Genomic DNA, 16,018 nt, shown 5'->3' with positions numbered 1-16,018 from the left:
GCTAGTTTTAAATATAAACTTACAAGGTGTGAGTTATAAACTAGCAAAACCGTGAGGGCTTTGCCTTGTCTAGCAGGGAGGTGAAAAATGGAAGAGAAGAATGATGAGAAAGATGTTGTTGATGAGATAACTAAAATATTATATAATTTCGAACAAGAAAAAGAACAAAAAATAGTAAATTTACTTGTTAAAATTATTGTTTCAATAACATTAAAGGAATTATATGAAGAAGGCGATTAGGTATTTAAGATTTAGTCAACTAGGACAAAGCAATGGCTCGATTGAGAGACAGGAGATGTATACTGACCAATGGGTAAAATTTAATAATGTTGAATTAGTTGATACTTTTATTGACCGAGGAAAAAGTGCAAAAACTTTTGATAGACCAGATTTTATAAAGTTGCAGGAGTTTATTATTAAACACCACAGAGTTGTAGATTTTCTGCTTGTGGATCAAATGGATAGATTCAGTCGGAATGCAGGTGAGGCGATGAGTATGGTTAAAATGCTGCAAAAAAAGTACAGTATACAGGTGGTTAGTGTTACTGAGGGTATCACATTCGATTATGATACTCCAGGAAGTTTTTTTAGAGCAGGTCTACAATTATTACTTGCTGAGGAGGACAATATTAATAGAAGTATAAAAATAAGAGGAGGGCTTTATACAGCCAGAGCTAAGGAAGGACGATATATAGGTATCAAACCCCCATTTGGCTATATTAAACAAGGGGAACAAAAAGAACGTAGACTAGTTATTGAGGAAAGCGAAGCTAAGGTCATTAAGTTTATATATGATTCTTTTCTTAAAAACATGCCATTGTATAAAATTAAGGAAAAAGCATTTGAATTAGGGTTTAAAAACAAGGGAAATACTTCTATTGAAAGAGTACTTACAAATCCTGTTTACGCAGGTATGTTAAAAGTCCAAGGATATAAGGAATATCCTGGAGGCAATTTCCCTGGTATTCATGAGCCAATTATAGATACCAGTACTTGGCAAATGGTGCAAAATAAAATTAAAAAACCTGAAAAAACTAGGACAGTCATCGATGAAGAATTGCCATTACGTGGAATTCTTAAATGTCATTGTAGTAATCCTCTAACAGGTGCTCCCTCAAGAGGGAAATCAGGAAAGTACTTTTACTATTATAAGTGTCAAAATTCAAAACACAATAATATCAGTGTAATAAAGGCACATAATCAGTTTTTAGAAATATGTGAGTTGATGAGTCTTCCAAAGCAAAAGTTATTGGAAATAAGAAGCAGTTGTAACAATGCATTAGAAGATGATCTGAAATTTAAAGAGCGAAAACTTGCTGAAAAGAAGCAACTTTTGGAAGATACTAAAGAAAAAATGTTTTCGCTAGAAGAGAAATGGATTAAGAATGAAATTTCTAAAGAAACTTACGATAGATGGCATACGAACTTTAATAGTATAATTCAGCCTCTAAAAGGAGCAATTGAACGGTTAAACCAAAAAGAGGATCGTGCATTTGCTATCCTAGAAAAAAATATAGAAATGCTAACTGATCTTAAGTTTGTGTATTCAAATGCTGATATTATGCAAAAGAGAGAGTTTGTAAACTTGGTGTTCGATAGCAATTTATACTATCAAGAGGGCATATATCGAACACCCACTATGATGAATATTTTATCTTGTAATCATTTGATAATGAAAGAAAAAGGTTGTTTGGTATACGAAAAAAAAAGGGATGATTTTTCAATCATCCCTTCCAGTGGAGTCGCCGGGAATCGAACCCGGGTCCAAACAAGCAACTAAAGAGCTTTCTACACGTTTATTTCCTGATTGGATTTTCGTTGTTAAGCTAGGTCAGGAACAACCACTCAACACTTATCTTCTTAATTTCGAAATCCACCCGAAGCTCATGGATATCTAGGTTTATTTTTACGGTTCCCCTAAACTGACCGCCACAAACCAAGGCTTTCAAGGAGAATCCAGCTTCCCTATCTGATAGGGACGTGGCTAATCTTACTATAATTCAGATTATGCAGCTAAAGCGTAGTTATTTTCGCCGTGTAAAATTGTAAGATCTTATATTTACGAGCAAGGTCTCAATGCTCGACGTGCTTACTGTTCAATTCGACTTGCTGTCAAAACCAGTCGACCCCAAAAATGAGTTTGCAAATTTATACTATTTGAAGTTACTTCTGTAATAAATTTTGCAGAAAAATTATTTTATTCTTCGTCTTTAAAATTAAACGGGTAATCTCCAAAAATCGGAGCCAGTTTACGAACCGCATAAGTGTTTCTTGTCATTTTGTTCGACAAGGCAATAATAGTTACATTTTCTTTCTTTAAAGTAATATAAGAAGAGGTATTACCATGCCACCAGCCATTGTGGAAATAAAAATTCTGTCCCGTTTCCCAATTGATCATCCTGATACCTAAACCATAGTTTTTAGTTCCTTTACGCTCATTGCTGTAACCGGTATATACCTGTTTCAATAAATCGGGCTTTAAAAAATCAGGTGAATTTCTGGCTCTGTCGAATTTTAATAGATCTCGTACGGTCGAAAATACATTTTTGTCCCCGTAAACATTATCTAAATAGTCAAAACCAATTTCTACACCATTACCTTTATAGGAAGGGACAATTGTTTTTCTTTCTTTATCATCGTCAAAAATATACGTATGGGTCATTCCTAACGGTTTGAAAATCATTTGAGACATTGCCTCCTTATAAGTTAAACCCGTGATTTTTTCGATAATAAGCGCCAACATGGCATAATTGGTATTGCAATAAGCAAATCGCGTACCCGTTGTAGCCTCTAATCCAATATTTTTAGTGGCAAGAATTTCGAGAATGTCTTTATTGGTCAGCTGATTGTGTCGGTCCCAAACCGATTTGTCTCGGTCTGTGAAATAAGCATAGTTGCGCATTCCGCTACGATGACTTAATAACATTCGAACCGTACATTCGGGGTAAGGAAATGTTTTCAAAATCGTATTTACCTTTTGATCCAAATCTAATTTTCCGGCATTGACCAATTTTAAAACCGCCGTAGCAGTCAAAACTTTACTAACAGAAGCAATTTGTACCGGAGTATCTGCTGTTATTTTAGTGCCTTCATTTTTATTGGCAAATCCATTGTAGCGTTCAAAGATAATCTGACCATTTCGGGCAACCAAAAAGCTACCATTCATGCTATTATTTGGCCAGTTTTTGTTGTAAAAGTGATTTATCCTTCCTGCGACAGAATTTATATAAGCTTGACTTATTTTTTTTTCAGGACCTAAAGGTTTCATTTTAGGCAAGGTATCCTCGACCGTTGTAACCTCTTTATCTGTATTGTTTTTATTTTTTCCGCACGACCCTAAAACTAAAATTAGGAGAAGTATTTGTGCTATATTTGTTTTTTTAAGGAAGCTCATTTTCATCATTCTTTGAAAACAAATATATAGAATTCAATACTTTTGTTTGAGCATTTTTAAATCTACAACATCTGGTTTTTAACTTTTTTTTAACGTCTTTTTTTTCTAGTTGATTGTACGTCAGCTTTTAGCGTTATAATTTTGTTTAAAATTAAAGAATTACAACAAAAATTTAACTTATTTTGTTATATTTGAAACAAATTCAATCAAAAAAGTTATATTAATATTCACTTTAATCCGATATAAATGAAATTTGGTATTATAAAAGAACGAAAAAACCCACCGGACAGACGCGTTGTGTTTGCTCCTAATGAATTGGCTAAACTGAAACAGCTTTATCATGAAGCTACTGTTGAGGTTGAAAGTTCAGATATTAGAATATTTTCTGACGTTCAATATAAAAGTATGGGAATAACGGTTACAGAGGATGTTTCTGACTGTGATGTTTTATTTGGTGTAAAAGAAGTTCCTGTAGAGAACTTAATTCCAAATAAAGCGTACTTCTTTTTCTCACATACCATAAAAAAGCAACCTTATAATAAAAAGTTGTTACAAGCTATTTTGGAAAAGAAGATTGATCTGTATGATCATGAGACCATAGTTGACAGTCACAATCGAAGACTAATCGGTTTTGGAAAATATGCCGGAATGGTTGGTGTCTATAACGGAATTCGCGCATTCGGAATTAAATTCGAATTGTTCAAATTGCCAAAAGCGGAAACACTTGCGGGTAAAGAGGCGTTAATTATGCACTTAAAACGCATTACTTTACCTCCTTTAAAATTTGTAATCACCGGAACCGGTAAGGTTGGGAGTGGAGCCAAAGAAATTCTGGATGCCATAAAAGTAAAGGAAATCGCAGTAGAGAATTATTTGACTAAAAATTACACACAACCGGTTTATGTACAACTGGATGTTTTAGAATATAACAAACGCATTGACGGACAGCTTCTTGATTTTAATGATTTCGTAGCACATCCTGAGGCCTATGTTTCGGACTTCGAAAAATTTACAAAAGTGACCGATATCTATTTTACAGGTCATTTTTATGCCAGTGAAGCTCCGGCTATTTTGACAAGAGAAATGTTAAATGCAAGTGACTGCAAGATAAAAGTAGTTGCGGATATTTCTTGCGATGTGAATGGACCTATTGCGTGTACCTTGCGTTCTTCTACGATTGCTGAACCTATTTACGGATATTGGCCAAGTGAAGACAAAGAAGTAGATGTATTTCATCCCGGTGCCATTGTGGTGATGGCAGTTGATAATTTGCCATGCGAAATCCCAAAAGATGCTAGTGAAGGTTTTGGAGAGCAGTTTATGGAATACGTAATTCCAGCTTTTTTCAACGGAGATAAAGACGGAATTCTAGAACGCGCAAAAATGACGGAAAACGGAAAACTAACACCAAGATTCAGTTATTTACAAGATTATGTAGATGGAAAGTAAGGGGGAGTTTTAAGTTTTAAGTTTCAGGTTTCAAGTTTAAAACAAGGCCTATAATTAAAAAGAATAAAAAAAGGGAAAAGCTTAAAAGCTTTTCCCTTTTTTTATAACCTGAAACCTGAAACCTGAAACCTGAAACCTGAAACCTGAAACCTGAAACCTGAAACCAACCTATAGTTTATACCATTTCCTCAGGCTTAACCCAGGCGTCAAAATCTTCAGGAGTTACATAGCCTAAACGAACAGCTTCGTCTTTAAGAGTAGTTCCGTTTTTGTGTGCAGTCTGAGCGATTTCGGCAGCTTTGTAATATCCGATTTTAGTATTTAGAGCGGTAACCAACATCAAGGAGTTGTCAACCAGTTCTTTGATACGTTTGTGATTCGGTTCGATTCCCTGTGCGCAATGTTCATCAAAAGAAATACAAGCGTCACCTAATAAATGAGCAGATTGAAGGAAGTTTGCAGCCATAACGGGTTTGAAAACATTCAATTCGTAATGTCCTTGCATGCCACCAACGGCAATTGCCATATCATTTCCTATAACTTGTGCGCAAACCATCGTCAGGGCTTCACATTGCGTAGGATTTACTTTTCCCGGCATAATAGAAGATCCCGGTTCGTTTTCAGGGATGTGAATTTCTCCAATTCCCGAACGTGGTCCTGAAGCTAACATTCTGATATCATTCGCAATTTTATTTAAAGAAACAGCCAGTTGTTTTAGCGCTCCGTGCGTCTCAACAATAGCATCATGTGCAGCCAAAGCTTCAAATTTGTTCTCAGCAGTTATAAAAGGGTGATTGGTGAATTCTGCAATGTAGGCAGCCACTTTTACATCGTATCCTTTTGGAGTGTTAAGACCTGTTCCTACTGCAGTTCCACCCAAAGCAATTTCAGCTAAGTGTGCTAAAGTATTTTTTAAAGCTTTCAATCCGAATGTTAATTGAGCAGCGTAACCGGAAATTTCCTGTCCTAAAGTAAGCGGGGTAGCATCCATAAGATGAGTACGACCAATTTTCACGACATCTTTATATGCTACAGCTTTTGCGTGCAATGTATCTCTTAATTTCTCAACACCTGGAATTGTAGTTTCTACAATCATTTTATAAGCTGCGATGTGCATTCCGGTTGGGAAAGTATCGTTTGATGATTGTGATTTATTGACATCATCATTGGCTTTTATGAATTGCTCGCCTTCTCCAATTTCAAAACCTTTAAGCACCTGAGCACGGTTGGCGATTACTTCGTTTACGTTCATGTTACTTTGTGTACCGGAACCTGTTTGCCAGATTACTAACGGAAACTGATCGTCTAATTTACCGGCCAAGATTTCGTCACAAACTGCTGCGATGGCATCTCTTTTTTCTATTGGTAAAACACCTAAATCATGATTGGCATAAGCCGCAGCTTTTTTCAAGTAAGCAAAACCTTCTATAATTTCTTTTGGCATAGAGGCTGATGGTCCGATTTTGAAATTATTTCTTGAACGTTCTGTTTGAGCACCCCAATATTTATCGGCTGGGACTTGAACTTCCCCCATGGTGTCTTTTTCTATTCTGTATTTCATTTGCTTGATGTAAAAAATTATTTATTGTAATATCAGTATTTGTAAAATGCCATTTGTAAACTGTAGTCTGAGACTGAGACTGAGACCGAGACTAAAAACCACCCCGTACTCCCGCGTCTGTAAACTTAAAAAAAAATCCTTATTTAAAATGATTTTAAATACACTAATTATTCTTATTTTATAAAAAATGATTTGGTTTTTATTGGCAACGAAAAATATTAGAGTTACATTTGTGCCTACATTCAAAAATTCCGGAAAACATGTTTGAATTTTCACAGTACTTAGGCTTTTTACTTTTCTTAACCATACTAACTATAGGGTTTTGGTTGATGTTTTTCTTAGTTGGATTCGTATCTTATTGGGTTACGGGTGCTAGCTGGGAAATGTTCAAAGAAATGAGAGTAAAAAAGAAAGAAGAACAATCAGTTAATTAATTGATTTCATAAAAAAAGGACCCGTTTTTACGAGTCCTTTTTTTTTTGAGTCAAAAAGTTAAGGACTTCAAAAAGGATCAAGACATATTGTTGTGGAGGAACAAATATCTTGTAGTTCTGTAATTTCGAATCAAGTTCAAAAGTTGTGGAATAATTTTTAGATTTCTTTTGCTAGCAGTAGCAGATCTTATACTTTTTCGCCACAGCTTTTTAAGTACCTAATTTTCCAACTTCTCGCTTTGAATCTCGCAAAGACGCCAAGCCGCTAAGTTTTTCTCCTATTTTTAAGCTCTAATTTTCTGTTTTCTACTTTCTCGCTTTGGATTTCTAAAAATGTTATAGAGTATCAAAGTTTTTCTTCTGTTTTTTCATTAATACTTTGCGATTTTGCGACTCTGCGAGATTTTTACTTCCCCGCAACTTTCGGACTTGATCCTTCAAAAAGAGGTAAAATTCTTTTCAATAGCCTCCAGCTTTAGCTGGAGATATAGAAAAGAGTAGAGGAAAGGCTTTAGCCGAATCTTAATAGCCTCGTAGTTGTTCAATTTTTAAATAAAAAAGGGCTGTCTTTTTATGTAGACAGCCCCTTTTTTTATATGATTTGATAGTTTTTATCCCGGAAAATCTCCGCCATCACCGCCTCCTTCATTTTTAGGAGCGCCATTTTTTTCTCTGTCGTTTTTTGGTTTGTTAAAACGATAGGTAAACGATAAGTTAAACTGACGTTTACGCCATTGCATTTCACTATAAGATGTTTGGCTTTCTAATGTTTTGTCATTTTGAAGATAAGTGTAAGACCTCATGATGCGTGAATTGAAAATATCACTAATGTTGAATGCAATTGTAGCTTTGTCTTTTAATACATCTTTGCTAAAAGCGGTATTCATACCAAATTGCCCCAGATTTTTACCTTGTGCTGTTTTTTGTTCACCATTGTACATAGCAGTCAGTTGCCAGTCTATTTTGTACGGTAAAGTTAATTTAGAGTTGATTCTTGCAAACCAGGAATTGGCTTGATTGTCAAGATTTTGGGTAATAAGAACTCCTTGGCTGTCTGTGTATGAGTTTTCTCCGGTTGTTTTTACGTTGTAAAAATTGAAGTTACTGTTTAGTCTCCATTTTTTGAAAGGAGTGTAATTAAGGGTGAATTCAAAACCAAATTTTTGCTCGTTTCCTAAATTGATTGGTGTATTGACAATTACCGGTATTCCGTTTACTTGGTCGCCATTTGGCGCTTTTACGAAGCTGAATACGTCTTTTGTATTTTCGAAATAGGCTGAGGTGTTAAAAGTTAATTTCTCCCAACGTTTAATGTAGCCAATATCATATTTGTCTGTTAAGGAAGGATCCAGATCCGGATTTCCTTTGAAAATATTAATGTTGCTGGAATAATTTACGGCAGGGTTCATAAAACGTCCTCTTGGTCTTGAAACACGTTTGCTGTAACTTGCTGTGAAGTTACTCTGATCTGAAATTTCGTAACTGATAAAAGCACTTGGAAACAAATTATTGTACTTTTTGGTATTAAACTCTTTAGTGTCTAAAAGATTAACCTGAATATTGGTGTCTTCCCAACGCAAGCCAAACAAGTAAGAAAATTTATTGATTTTAAGTCCATATTGCGTGTAAAACGCATTTATATTTTCTTTGTATTCTAAAGTATTTGATAATTTAGGATCAATAATTCCTGCCGGATCCAAAACAAAATATTCATTGTTTAAATCACCGAAACTTCCTTTGTATCCCGCTTCAAACTGACTTCCTTTGCTAATTGGCAAAACATAGTCTGCCTGTAAAAGTACTTGCTTTTGTACCTGATCGTTTAGTGTGCTGTTGTAATTTTGCGAGCCCGTAATTAAACTGTTATTATCATCTCTGTTTCTTGAAATAGAAGCATCAACAGTAAGTTTATGACCTTTGTCGTTAAAGTTTTTGATTAAGTTTGACGTATATTCAAAGTTTTCACTTTCAGTATCACCATTATTCAATCGGTATGTGGAACCTGTAAATACGTGGTTAGCATCAAAATTATCGAAACCGATTAAATCGCGGTCTTCTCCCGTATTTTTTTGATAATTGATGGCATTCGTCCAAAATGTATTCGGAGCAACCGTCCATTCGACACCCGCTCTTCCGTTAAAACCGTCTCTTGTTCTTTTAGTGTCACGATTTTCATCTAAAAATTCTTTGGTAGAACCGTCTGCTTTGAAATACTCTGTATTTGTTAGTCCACCACCTTCATTTGTTCTGTGATTGTAACCGGCCGTTGTAAAGTAATTAAATTTCTCGGTTTTATAATTTAGATTGGCACTTAATCCGTACGTTTCAGGAATTCCGGTCGACGCAATAAAAGTTCCGTTAAAACCTTGATTTTTACCTTTTTTAAGAATAATATTAATCAAACCTGATCCTCCTTCGGCATCGTAACGGGCGGATGGATTGGTAATAACTTCAACTTTATCAATAGCATCTGCCGGAAGTTGGCGTAAAGCTTCGGCAACGTTAATGGCATTTGATGGTCTTCCGTCAATTAAAATTCGGATATTGTCACTGCCTCTTAAGCTTACATTTCCTTCCGTGTCAACAGAAACAGACGGTACATTATCCAGAACATCACTTACCGTTCCGCCTTTTACCATCATATCTTGTCCGACATTATATACTTTTTTGTCCAGTTTTATTTCTACTGTTGACTTTTCTGCACGAACCACAACCTCGCTTAATTGTGCTGCATCTTCAGATAAATTAACGGCTCCTAAATTAGTGTCGTCCTGAATACTTTTTTGTTTGATTTCTGTTGGTTTAAACGAAATAAACTCAATTTTTATATCGTAAGTGCCCGGTGCAACTGCTACTTCGAATTCTCCTTTAGGATTGGTAATTCCTCCGGCAATAACTTTGGTGTCATTAGGAAGCATTATAGAAATAGTAGCATACTCAAGAGCTTGTTTGCTAACTTTTTCGAAAACTTTCCCGGTAACTTTTACTTTGTTTTTACCGCTGGGTGGTTGTTGTGCATAGTTGTAAAAACTTGTAAAAAGGAATACAAGTACTACAGCAAATCTGATTTGTTTCATTGTTATTTTTGGTTACTTTTTTTCATTAGACACCAAATGTAGCTTTTGGTTTAAAGAGACAAATCACAATAAAATGTTAATGCCGTTTTTTATAATCAATCTAAGAAAGAAGCAACCAGATCTAAGTCTCTCCCGATAATGGCTTTTCCGTCTTTTATAACGATTGGGCATTCGATCAGAATTGGATTATCGACCATTGCCTGAATAATTTCATCATCGCTCAGCGTTTTTTCTTTATAATTTTCAATCCACACTTTTTCTTTGATTCTTACTAATTGAATGGGTTGCAGACTTAGTTTTTGAAGCAATGCTTTTAAATCTTCAAAAGAAGGCGTTTCGGTCAGGTAGGGAATGATTTTGTAATCCTCGTTAGATTGATCTAAAAAGGCAAGGCAGTTTCTTGATTTTCCGCAACGTGGATTGTGATAGATTTCGATCATTTTAGTATTTTTAATTTGTTATGAGATTGTTAAAGTAAAAAATTCGGTATTTTAGCAACACCAAAAATAAGATTTACTTATTAAACTGAATTCTCATTTTTAAACTTTATCCTAATATGTTTTTAGAACAAGGAATTAAACCCGAAAATCAATTTTGGAAATACCTTCTGGGGTCGGTTTTTATTATAGGAGCATCATTTATTGGTCAGATTCCTTTTTCGATTGCTGTACTTTATAAAAGCTTTAGTTCTAATGCGGTATTCCCAACAGATAATGCTTCTGTTATGAGAATGTTTGAGCCAAATGTGACTTTGTTTTTGGTAATGATCTCTTTTGCTTTTGCATTTGCGGGGATTTATTTTGTGGTGAAATATTTACATCATCAGACCATTTTATCGATCACAACATCGCGAAAAAAAATAGACTGGAAGCGGGTTTCGTTTTCGTTTATTTTGTGGTCTCTTTTTTCTATTCTGAGTTTCGCAGCGGTTTACTTTGGATCTCCCGAAAAATTTGTGTGGAATTTTAATTTGATTCCTTTTTTGATTTTGATGGTTTTAGGCGCTGTATTAATTCCAATACAAACCAGTACAGAAGAATACGTTTTTAGAGGTTATTTAATGCAGGGATTTGCTAATTTGGCCAGAAACAGATGGTTTCCGCTATTGATGACGTCGGTGATTTTTGGTTCGATGCATGTTTTTAACCCCGAAGTAGAAAAAATGGGGTATATAATTATGGTTTATTATATCGGTACAGGCTTATTTCTGGGTATTCTAGCCCTTATGGATGAAGGAATTGAATTGTCTCTAGGCTTTCATGCTGCTAACAATCTGATAGGCGCTTTATTGGTTACTTCGGATTGGTCTGTTTTTCAGACACATTCTATTTTCAAAGACATGTCTGAGCCTTCAGCAGGCTTCGATGTTATCTTACCGGTTGTTGTGGTGTATCCGGTTTTACTCTTTATTTTTGCCAAAAAATATGGATGGAACAACTGGAAAGAAAAATTAACAGGCAAAATTGATACTGCAAATCATTAAATTAAAACGATCACGATGGAATTAACACATAAAAAAGTTCATAATTACTTTAGACTTAATGGGTATCACCTAAACGGAAAAGACTTGAGTCGAATTGGTTATAGTTATATCAAAGAAGGGGATGTTTACGAACAGGCGATAGGAGAGTTTTTATTGGATTGGTTCGATGATAAAGACTACATTGAAACGAAGACTTCGGGCACAACTGGTCTTCCAAAATTATTGCGTTTAGAAAAGCGGGCTATGATTCAATCAGCTTTAGCAACGGGAGATTTTTTTGATTTAAGTCCCGGAGATAAAGCATTGCTTTGCCTGCCGGTTCAGTTTATAGCCGGTAAAATGATGTTGGTTCGCAGTTTTATTTTAGGTTTGAATCTCGATGTGGTATCGCCAAGTGTGGCACCATTAGGGCTAAGGAAGGAGCGATATGATTTTGTGGCAATGGTTCCTTTACAAGTTCAAAATTCAATAGAGGAACTAAAGAATGTGAAAAAGTTAATTATTGGTGGTGCAAAAATTGATACTGTTTTAGAAGAGAAATTACTGCCTTTAAAGACCGAAATATATGAAACGTACGGTATGACCGAGACGATAACACATATTGCTGCTAAAAGGGTAGGAGAAGCTGCTTTTTCGATTTTGCCGAATGTAAAAATAGCAAAAGATGATCGTGATTGTTTGGTAATTTCTGTGCCTGCTGTTTCAGATCAGCCAATTGTTACAAATGATTTGGTTGAGCTGGTAAACGAAAATCAGTTTGTGTTTCTAGGACGAATTGATAATGTGATTAACAGTGGAGGGGTGAAACTTATTCCGGAACAGATAGAAACCAAACTTACTGGAAAAATAGCGAATCGCTTTTTTGTAACAAGCTTGCCTGATTCTGTTTTAGGAGAAAAGCTAATCTTGGTTATTGAAGGTGAAAAACAAGAATTTGCGACTGACTTTTTTGATGTTTTAGGCAAGTTTGAAAAGCCAAAAGAAATTGTTTTCGTCCCAAAATTCAAAGAAAACGAAAACGGAAAATTATTACGCAAAAAAAGCTTGCAAAACTAAGTTTTGAAAATTCCAATAAAAAAAATCCCAAATTCCAATTTACAGGTTGGAATTTGGGATTTTTTTATTGGAATTTAACCTTTAGTTTGGGTTCTATTGAAGTTATAAGAGTTTGAATTTGAAGATTAGTATTTCGCAATCCCAAATTTCAAAAAAAAATAAAAAAATCCAAATCCCAACACAACAGTATTGGAATTTGGATTTTTTTTATTGGAATTTACCCCAAAGTTTCTTTTCGCTCTAACAGGGCCATATAGAATCCGTCAAAACCAGATTCTGAAGCTAATATTTTACGATCTTTTATGAAGGTAAATTGTTTTCCGATTTCGGTTTTAAGGAAACGTTCTACTTGCTCTTGATTTTCTGATGGTAAAACAGAACAAGTTGCGTAAACTAATTTTCCGCCCGGTTTTACAATTTTAGAATAACTTTCTAAAACTTCTGCCTGAACTTTACGAATGTTATCGATAAATTCCGGCTGTAATTTCCATTTTGCATCAGGATTTCTTTTTAGAACTCCTAAACCACTACAAGGTGCATCGATCAACACACGATCCGCTTTTTCGTGTAATTTCTTGATTACTTTTGTGGTGTCGATAATACGATATTCGATATTAAAAGCACCATTTCTTTTGGCTCTTAATTTTAATTGTTTCAATTTGCTTTCATACAAATCCATTGCAATCAATTGCCCTTTGTTTTCCATTAAAGAAGCGATATGCAATGTTTTTCCACCGGCACCGGCACAAGTATCTACAACACGCATTCCTGGTTTTACATCAAGGAAACCGGCAACCAATTGTGAGTTGGCGTCCTGTACTTCAAAAAGTCCTTGTTTAAAAGCATCTGTCAAAAACACATTGGCTCTTTCTTTTAAAACTAAAGCTTCAGGTTGATCTTTCAAATATTCTGTTTCAATATTCAAATCCATCAAGGTGTTTCTCAGGTTTTCTTTTGTTCCTTTAAGAGTATTGGTTCTTAAAATAACTTTGGCAGGTTGGTTTTGTGCAGCAATTTCTGTTGCCCAAACTTTTTCGCCTAGCTCTTTAACTCCTAATTCATCCATCCAGTCCGGAATAGATTCTTTTAAAGCTCTGATTTTTGAAAGTTCGTCAAAACGACCTTTTATTTTTCTTTCAGGAGTTCCTTCCAATTGTCTCCAATCCGGAATCGGGTATCCTCTTAAAACAGCCCAAACGGCAAACATTCTCCAAAGATTGTCTCTGTCGAAAGGTTCTTTAACTTCGGCAATTTCAGCGTATAATCGTTTCCAACGAACTATTTCGTATATGGTTTCAGCAACAAATTTCCTGTCAGAACTTCCCCAACGTTTGTCTTTTTTTAAGGCTCTTGCTACCACTTTGTCTGCATATTCTCCTTCGTTGAAGATAGCATTCAAAGAATCAATGGTAGTATAAACTAAATTTCTGTGTAATCTCATTTTAATTATTTGAGTTGCAAAGGTACTATTAATTGATTGAAAGTTAAATTTTTAATTTTGATTGTTATTTTGACTTTCATTAAAAAGAAAAAAAAACACTCTAATAAAGTATAAAAGAGTGTTTTTCTGTATTTATTTTAGAATACCTTTATTTTGTAATTCGGGTTAATCCAATATTTTCAGGAGCATGAAGCACCATTGGGAATTTTTCTATTTTTACAGAACTACTGTCCAGACCAAAAGCTCTTTCTTCAGATAAACTTAGTTTTTTGATGAAGAAATAAGAGTTCATGATAATATTTTCGTGCCATCTTAAATCATTATCGTTAGAAAGGAACTTCTCAGACAATACAAATTTAAAGTCTCCGATAATATTGTTTTTGTTCAATGATTCATAACGGCTGGTGATATCAACTTCGCCTCTTTTTACCATATCTCTGATTACTTCACGGAACATTAAATTGATTTTCGTAGGCTCTCTAAAACCTAAATTAAAATCGATTCTATAGATATCATCTTTGGCGATTTCGGTCACTTTGTATTGTGTTTTGTATGGCTCAGTCAAAATGTTAACGTGAACAAACCAATAGATGTCAGCTCTTTTCGGACGTTTTTGCAAGATTGAATACATTACCTTTTGCTCCAGTTCGTCTACACGATTGGCATTGGTCATATAAACTAAATGCGTGGCATATTTCGGGATTGTCAAGTCTTCACTTAACTCCATTAATACTTTTTTGTAATCGTCAATTTTGACAATTTTAGTATAGTTTTTATTAATTTTCTTAGCCAGATACCAAATAGTCATAACCGAAATTAAAACGGCTGCAATGATTAAAGTTACGTAACCACCTTCGGCAAATTTGGTCACATTGGCAATCAAAAAGCTAAATTCAATTAACAAATAAATCGTAATTAACGGCACCATGAAAAACAATTTAATACGTTTCATGATGAGGTAATAGTTTAATAAGATCGTGGTCATGATCATACATAATACGATGGCAAGACCGTAGGCATGCTCCATATTACTTGATTTTTCGAAGTGTAGTACAATACCAACACAACCAAAAAATAACAACCAGTTAATAGAAGGAATATACAATTGACCTTTTACTTCGGTCGGATATTTGATTTTTACTTTTGGCCAGAAATTCAAACGCATGGCTTCGTTGATTAAAGTAAACGATCCACTGATTAAAGCTTGTGACGCAATTACTGCAGCTAAAGTAGCAATAACAATTCCTACCGGTTGAAACCAATCCGGCATGATCAGGTAAAACGGATTTCCGTTTTCTCCTCCTAAAGCTTGCAAGGTTTGACCTTCGTGGTGAATTAAATACGCTGCCTGACCAAAATAGTTTAATACTAAAGTCATCTTAACGAAAATCCAGCTGATTCTGATGTTTTTTCTACCACAGTGTCCCATGTCTGAGTACAAAGCTTCGGCCCCTGTTGTACATAAAAATACCAATCCAAGAACAAAGAATCCTTCCGGATGTATCTGTAATAAATGGTAAGCATAATAAGGGTTAATTGCTTTTATAACTTCAGGATGACTGGCAATCTGAATGGTTCCCAGCGTTCCTAACATAGCAAACCAAATCAACATCATCGGTGCAAAGAATTTACCGACTAGTTTGGTTCCAAATTGTTGAATGGTAAACAGGATAAACAAAATTCCGATAACAATTGGAATGGTGTTGATTTCAGGATAATAGGTTTTAATTCCTTCTACAGCGGATGAAACGGAGATGGGTGGCGTGATAATACCATCGGCCAATAACGCACTACCTCCTATAATTGCCGGTACTATGAGCCATTGTATTTTTGTTTTTTTGACTAAAGCATATAAAGCAAAAATACCACCTTCACCATGATTATCGGCACTTAAAGTGATAAGGACATACTTTATCGTGGTTTGTAGCGTTAATGTCCAGAAGACACAAGAAATACCGCCTAGAACGATGTCTGCATTAATGGTGTGGTCACCAAGGATGGCTTTCATTACATACAGTGGAGAAGTACCAATATCTCCGTAAATAATTCCTAATGTGATTAGTAGACCCCCAATAGACAACTTACTGTGTAAGTTTTTATGCGATGCGTTCATGTATATTTTT

At 35.0% G+C, this 16,018-nt stretch carries 11 protein-coding genes and 1 other RNA gene; 5 read left to right on the top strand and 7 right to left on the bottom strand.

Annotated elements, in window-relative coordinates:
* Positions 1-87 precede the first annotated feature (87 nt).
* Entirely contained in the window at positions 88-240 is a 153-nt protein-coding gene (locus LNP23_RS20835) for a hypothetical protein (RefSeq protein WP_230002711.1), read from the top strand.
* Positions 224-1,780 (top strand): recombinase family protein, encoded by a 1,557-nt coding sequence (locus LNP23_RS20830; RefSeq protein WP_230002710.1) that lies wholly within the window; start codon positions 224-226, stop codon positions 1,778-1,780. Before LNP23_RS20835 ends, LNP23_RS20830 begins: the two co-directional genes overlap by 17 nt.
* Here the strand turns inward: LNP23_RS20830 and ssrA are convergent.
* Positions 1,735-2,130: a transfer-messenger RNA gene (gene ssrA, locus LNP23_RS20825) on the bottom strand. The two genes, LNP23_RS20830 and ssrA, sit on opposite strands and share 46 nt — an antisense overlap.
* Before the next feature lie 67 nt (positions 2,131-2,197).
* On the bottom strand, positions 2,198-3,400 hold the full coding sequence (locus LNP23_RS20820) for a serine hydrolase domain-containing protein (protein WP_047779244.1): 1,203 nt from the start codon (positions 3,398-3,400) through the stop codon (positions 2,198-2,200).
* A 240-nt stretch (positions 3,401-3,640) separates the two neighbouring features.
* On the opposite strand from LNP23_RS20820, the gene LNP23_RS20815 reads away from it, so the two are divergent.
* Positions 3,641-4,843 (top strand): NAD(P)-dependent oxidoreductase, encoded by a 1,203-nt coding sequence (locus tag LNP23_RS20815; RefSeq protein ID WP_047779243.1) that lies wholly within the window; start codon positions 3,641-3,643, stop codon positions 4,841-4,843.
* 175 nt (positions 4,844-5,018) lie between these two features.
* Here the strand turns inward: LNP23_RS20815 and fumC are convergent, their stop codons facing one another.
* The 3 genes from fumC to LNP23_RS20800 form a co-directional block, all read right to left on the bottom strand.
* Positions 5,019-6,404, bottom strand: coding sequence for a class II fumarate hydratase (fumC, locus tag LNP23_RS20810; RefSeq protein WP_047779242.1), 1,386 nt, complete (start codon positions 6,402-6,404; stop codon positions 5,019-5,021).
* A gap of 1,045 nt (positions 6,405-7,449) precedes the next feature.
* Positions 7,450-9,915, bottom strand: a complete 2,466-nt coding sequence (locus LNP23_RS20805) for a TonB-dependent receptor (RefSeq protein ID WP_230002709.1) — start codon at positions 9,913-9,915, stop codon at positions 7,450-7,452.
* A gap of 95 nt (positions 9,916-10,010) precedes the next feature.
* Positions 10,011-10,355 carry an arsenate reductase family protein gene (locus LNP23_RS20800; protein ID WP_230002708.1) on the bottom strand — a complete coding sequence of 115 codons (345 nt, stop codon included), beginning with the start codon at positions 10,353-10,355 and terminating at the stop codon, positions 10,011-10,013.
* 116 nt (positions 10,356-10,471) lie between these two features.
* Here LNP23_RS20800 and LNP23_RS20795 point away from each other — a divergent pair, with 116 nt between their 5' ends.
* Together LNP23_RS20795 and LNP23_RS20790 are read left to right on the top strand one after the other, a co-directional pair.
* A complete protein-coding gene (locus LNP23_RS20795) occupies positions 10,472-11,398 on the top strand; it encodes a CPBP family intramembrane glutamic endopeptidase (RefSeq protein WP_230002707.1) in 927 nt (308 codons plus the stop codon).
* Positions 11,399-11,413: 15 nt separating this feature from the next.
* The gene (locus LNP23_RS20790) at positions 11,414-12,454 is read left to right on the top strand and encodes an AMP-binding protein (protein WP_230002706.1); all 1,041 of its coding nucleotides are present in this window, start codon (positions 11,414-11,416) and stop codon (positions 12,452-12,454) included.
* Between the two features lie 217 nt (positions 12,455-12,671).
* On the opposite strand, the gene LNP23_RS20785 is transcribed toward LNP23_RS20790, so the two are convergent.
* Together LNP23_RS20785 and LNP23_RS20780 are read right to left on the bottom strand one after the other, a co-directional pair.
* Positions 12,672-13,895, bottom strand: coding sequence for an RsmB/NOP family class I SAM-dependent RNA methyltransferase (locus tag LNP23_RS20785; protein ID WP_047773732.1), 1,224 nt, complete (start codon positions 13,893-13,895; stop codon positions 12,672-12,674).
* A 148-nt stretch (positions 13,896-14,043) separates the two neighbouring features.
* Positions 14,044-16,008 (bottom strand): KUP/HAK/KT family potassium transporter, encoded by a 1,965-nt coding sequence (locus LNP23_RS20780; RefSeq protein WP_047773731.1) that lies wholly within the window; start codon positions 16,006-16,008, stop codon positions 14,044-14,046.
* Between the last annotated feature and the right edge of the window lie 10 nt (positions 16,009-16,018).

Origin of the sequence: Flavobacterium cupriresistens (genome assembly GCF_020911925.1) — a bacterium.
Classification (GTDB): Bacteria; Bacteroidota; Bacteroidia; order Flavobacteriales; family Flavobacteriaceae; genus Flavobacterium; species Flavobacterium cupriresistens.
The sequence above is the reverse complement of the archived record's forward strand: the minus strand, read 5'-3'. Positions and strand labels throughout refer to the sequence as shown.

Coding starts and splice junctions, on each gene's coding strand:
- LNP23_RS20790 (WP_230002706.1), top strand. CDS start 11,414: ATGGAATTAACACATAAAAAAGTTCATAATTACTTTAGACTTAATGGG.
- LNP23_RS20800 (WP_230002708.1), bottom strand. CDS start 10,355: ATGATCGAAATCTATCACAATCCACGTTGCGGAAAATCAAGAAACTGC.
- LNP23_RS20805 (WP_230002709.1), bottom strand. CDS start 9,915: ATGAAACAAATCAGATTTGCTGTAGTACTTGTATTCCTTTTTACAAGT.
- fumC (WP_047779242.1), bottom strand. CDS start 6,404: ATGAAATACAGAATAGAAAAAGACACCATGGGGGAAGTTCAAGTCCCA.
- LNP23_RS20785 (WP_047773732.1), bottom strand. CDS start 13,895: ATGAGATTACACAGAAATTTAGTTTATACTACCATTGATTCTTTGAAT.
- LNP23_RS20780 (WP_047773731.1), bottom strand. CDS start 16,008: ATGAACGCATCGCATAAAAACTTACACAGTAAGTTGTCTATTGGGGGT.
- LNP23_RS20815 (WP_047779243.1), top strand. CDS start 3,641: ATGAAATTTGGTATTATAAAAGAACGAAAAAACCCACCGGACAGACGC.
- LNP23_RS20820 (WP_047779244.1), bottom strand. CDS start 3,400: ATGAAAATGAGCTTCCTTAAAAAAACAAATATAGCACAAATACTTCTC.
- LNP23_RS20830 (WP_230002710.1), top strand. CDS start 224: ATGAAGAAGGCGATTAGGTATTTAAGATTTAGTCAACTAGGACAAAGC.
- LNP23_RS20795 (WP_230002707.1), top strand. CDS start 10,472: ATGTTTTTAGAACAAGGAATTAAACCCGAAAATCAATTTTGGAAATAC.
- LNP23_RS20835 (WP_230002711.1), top strand. CDS start 88: ATGGAAGAGAAGAATGATGAGAAAGATGTTGTTGATGAGATAACTAAA.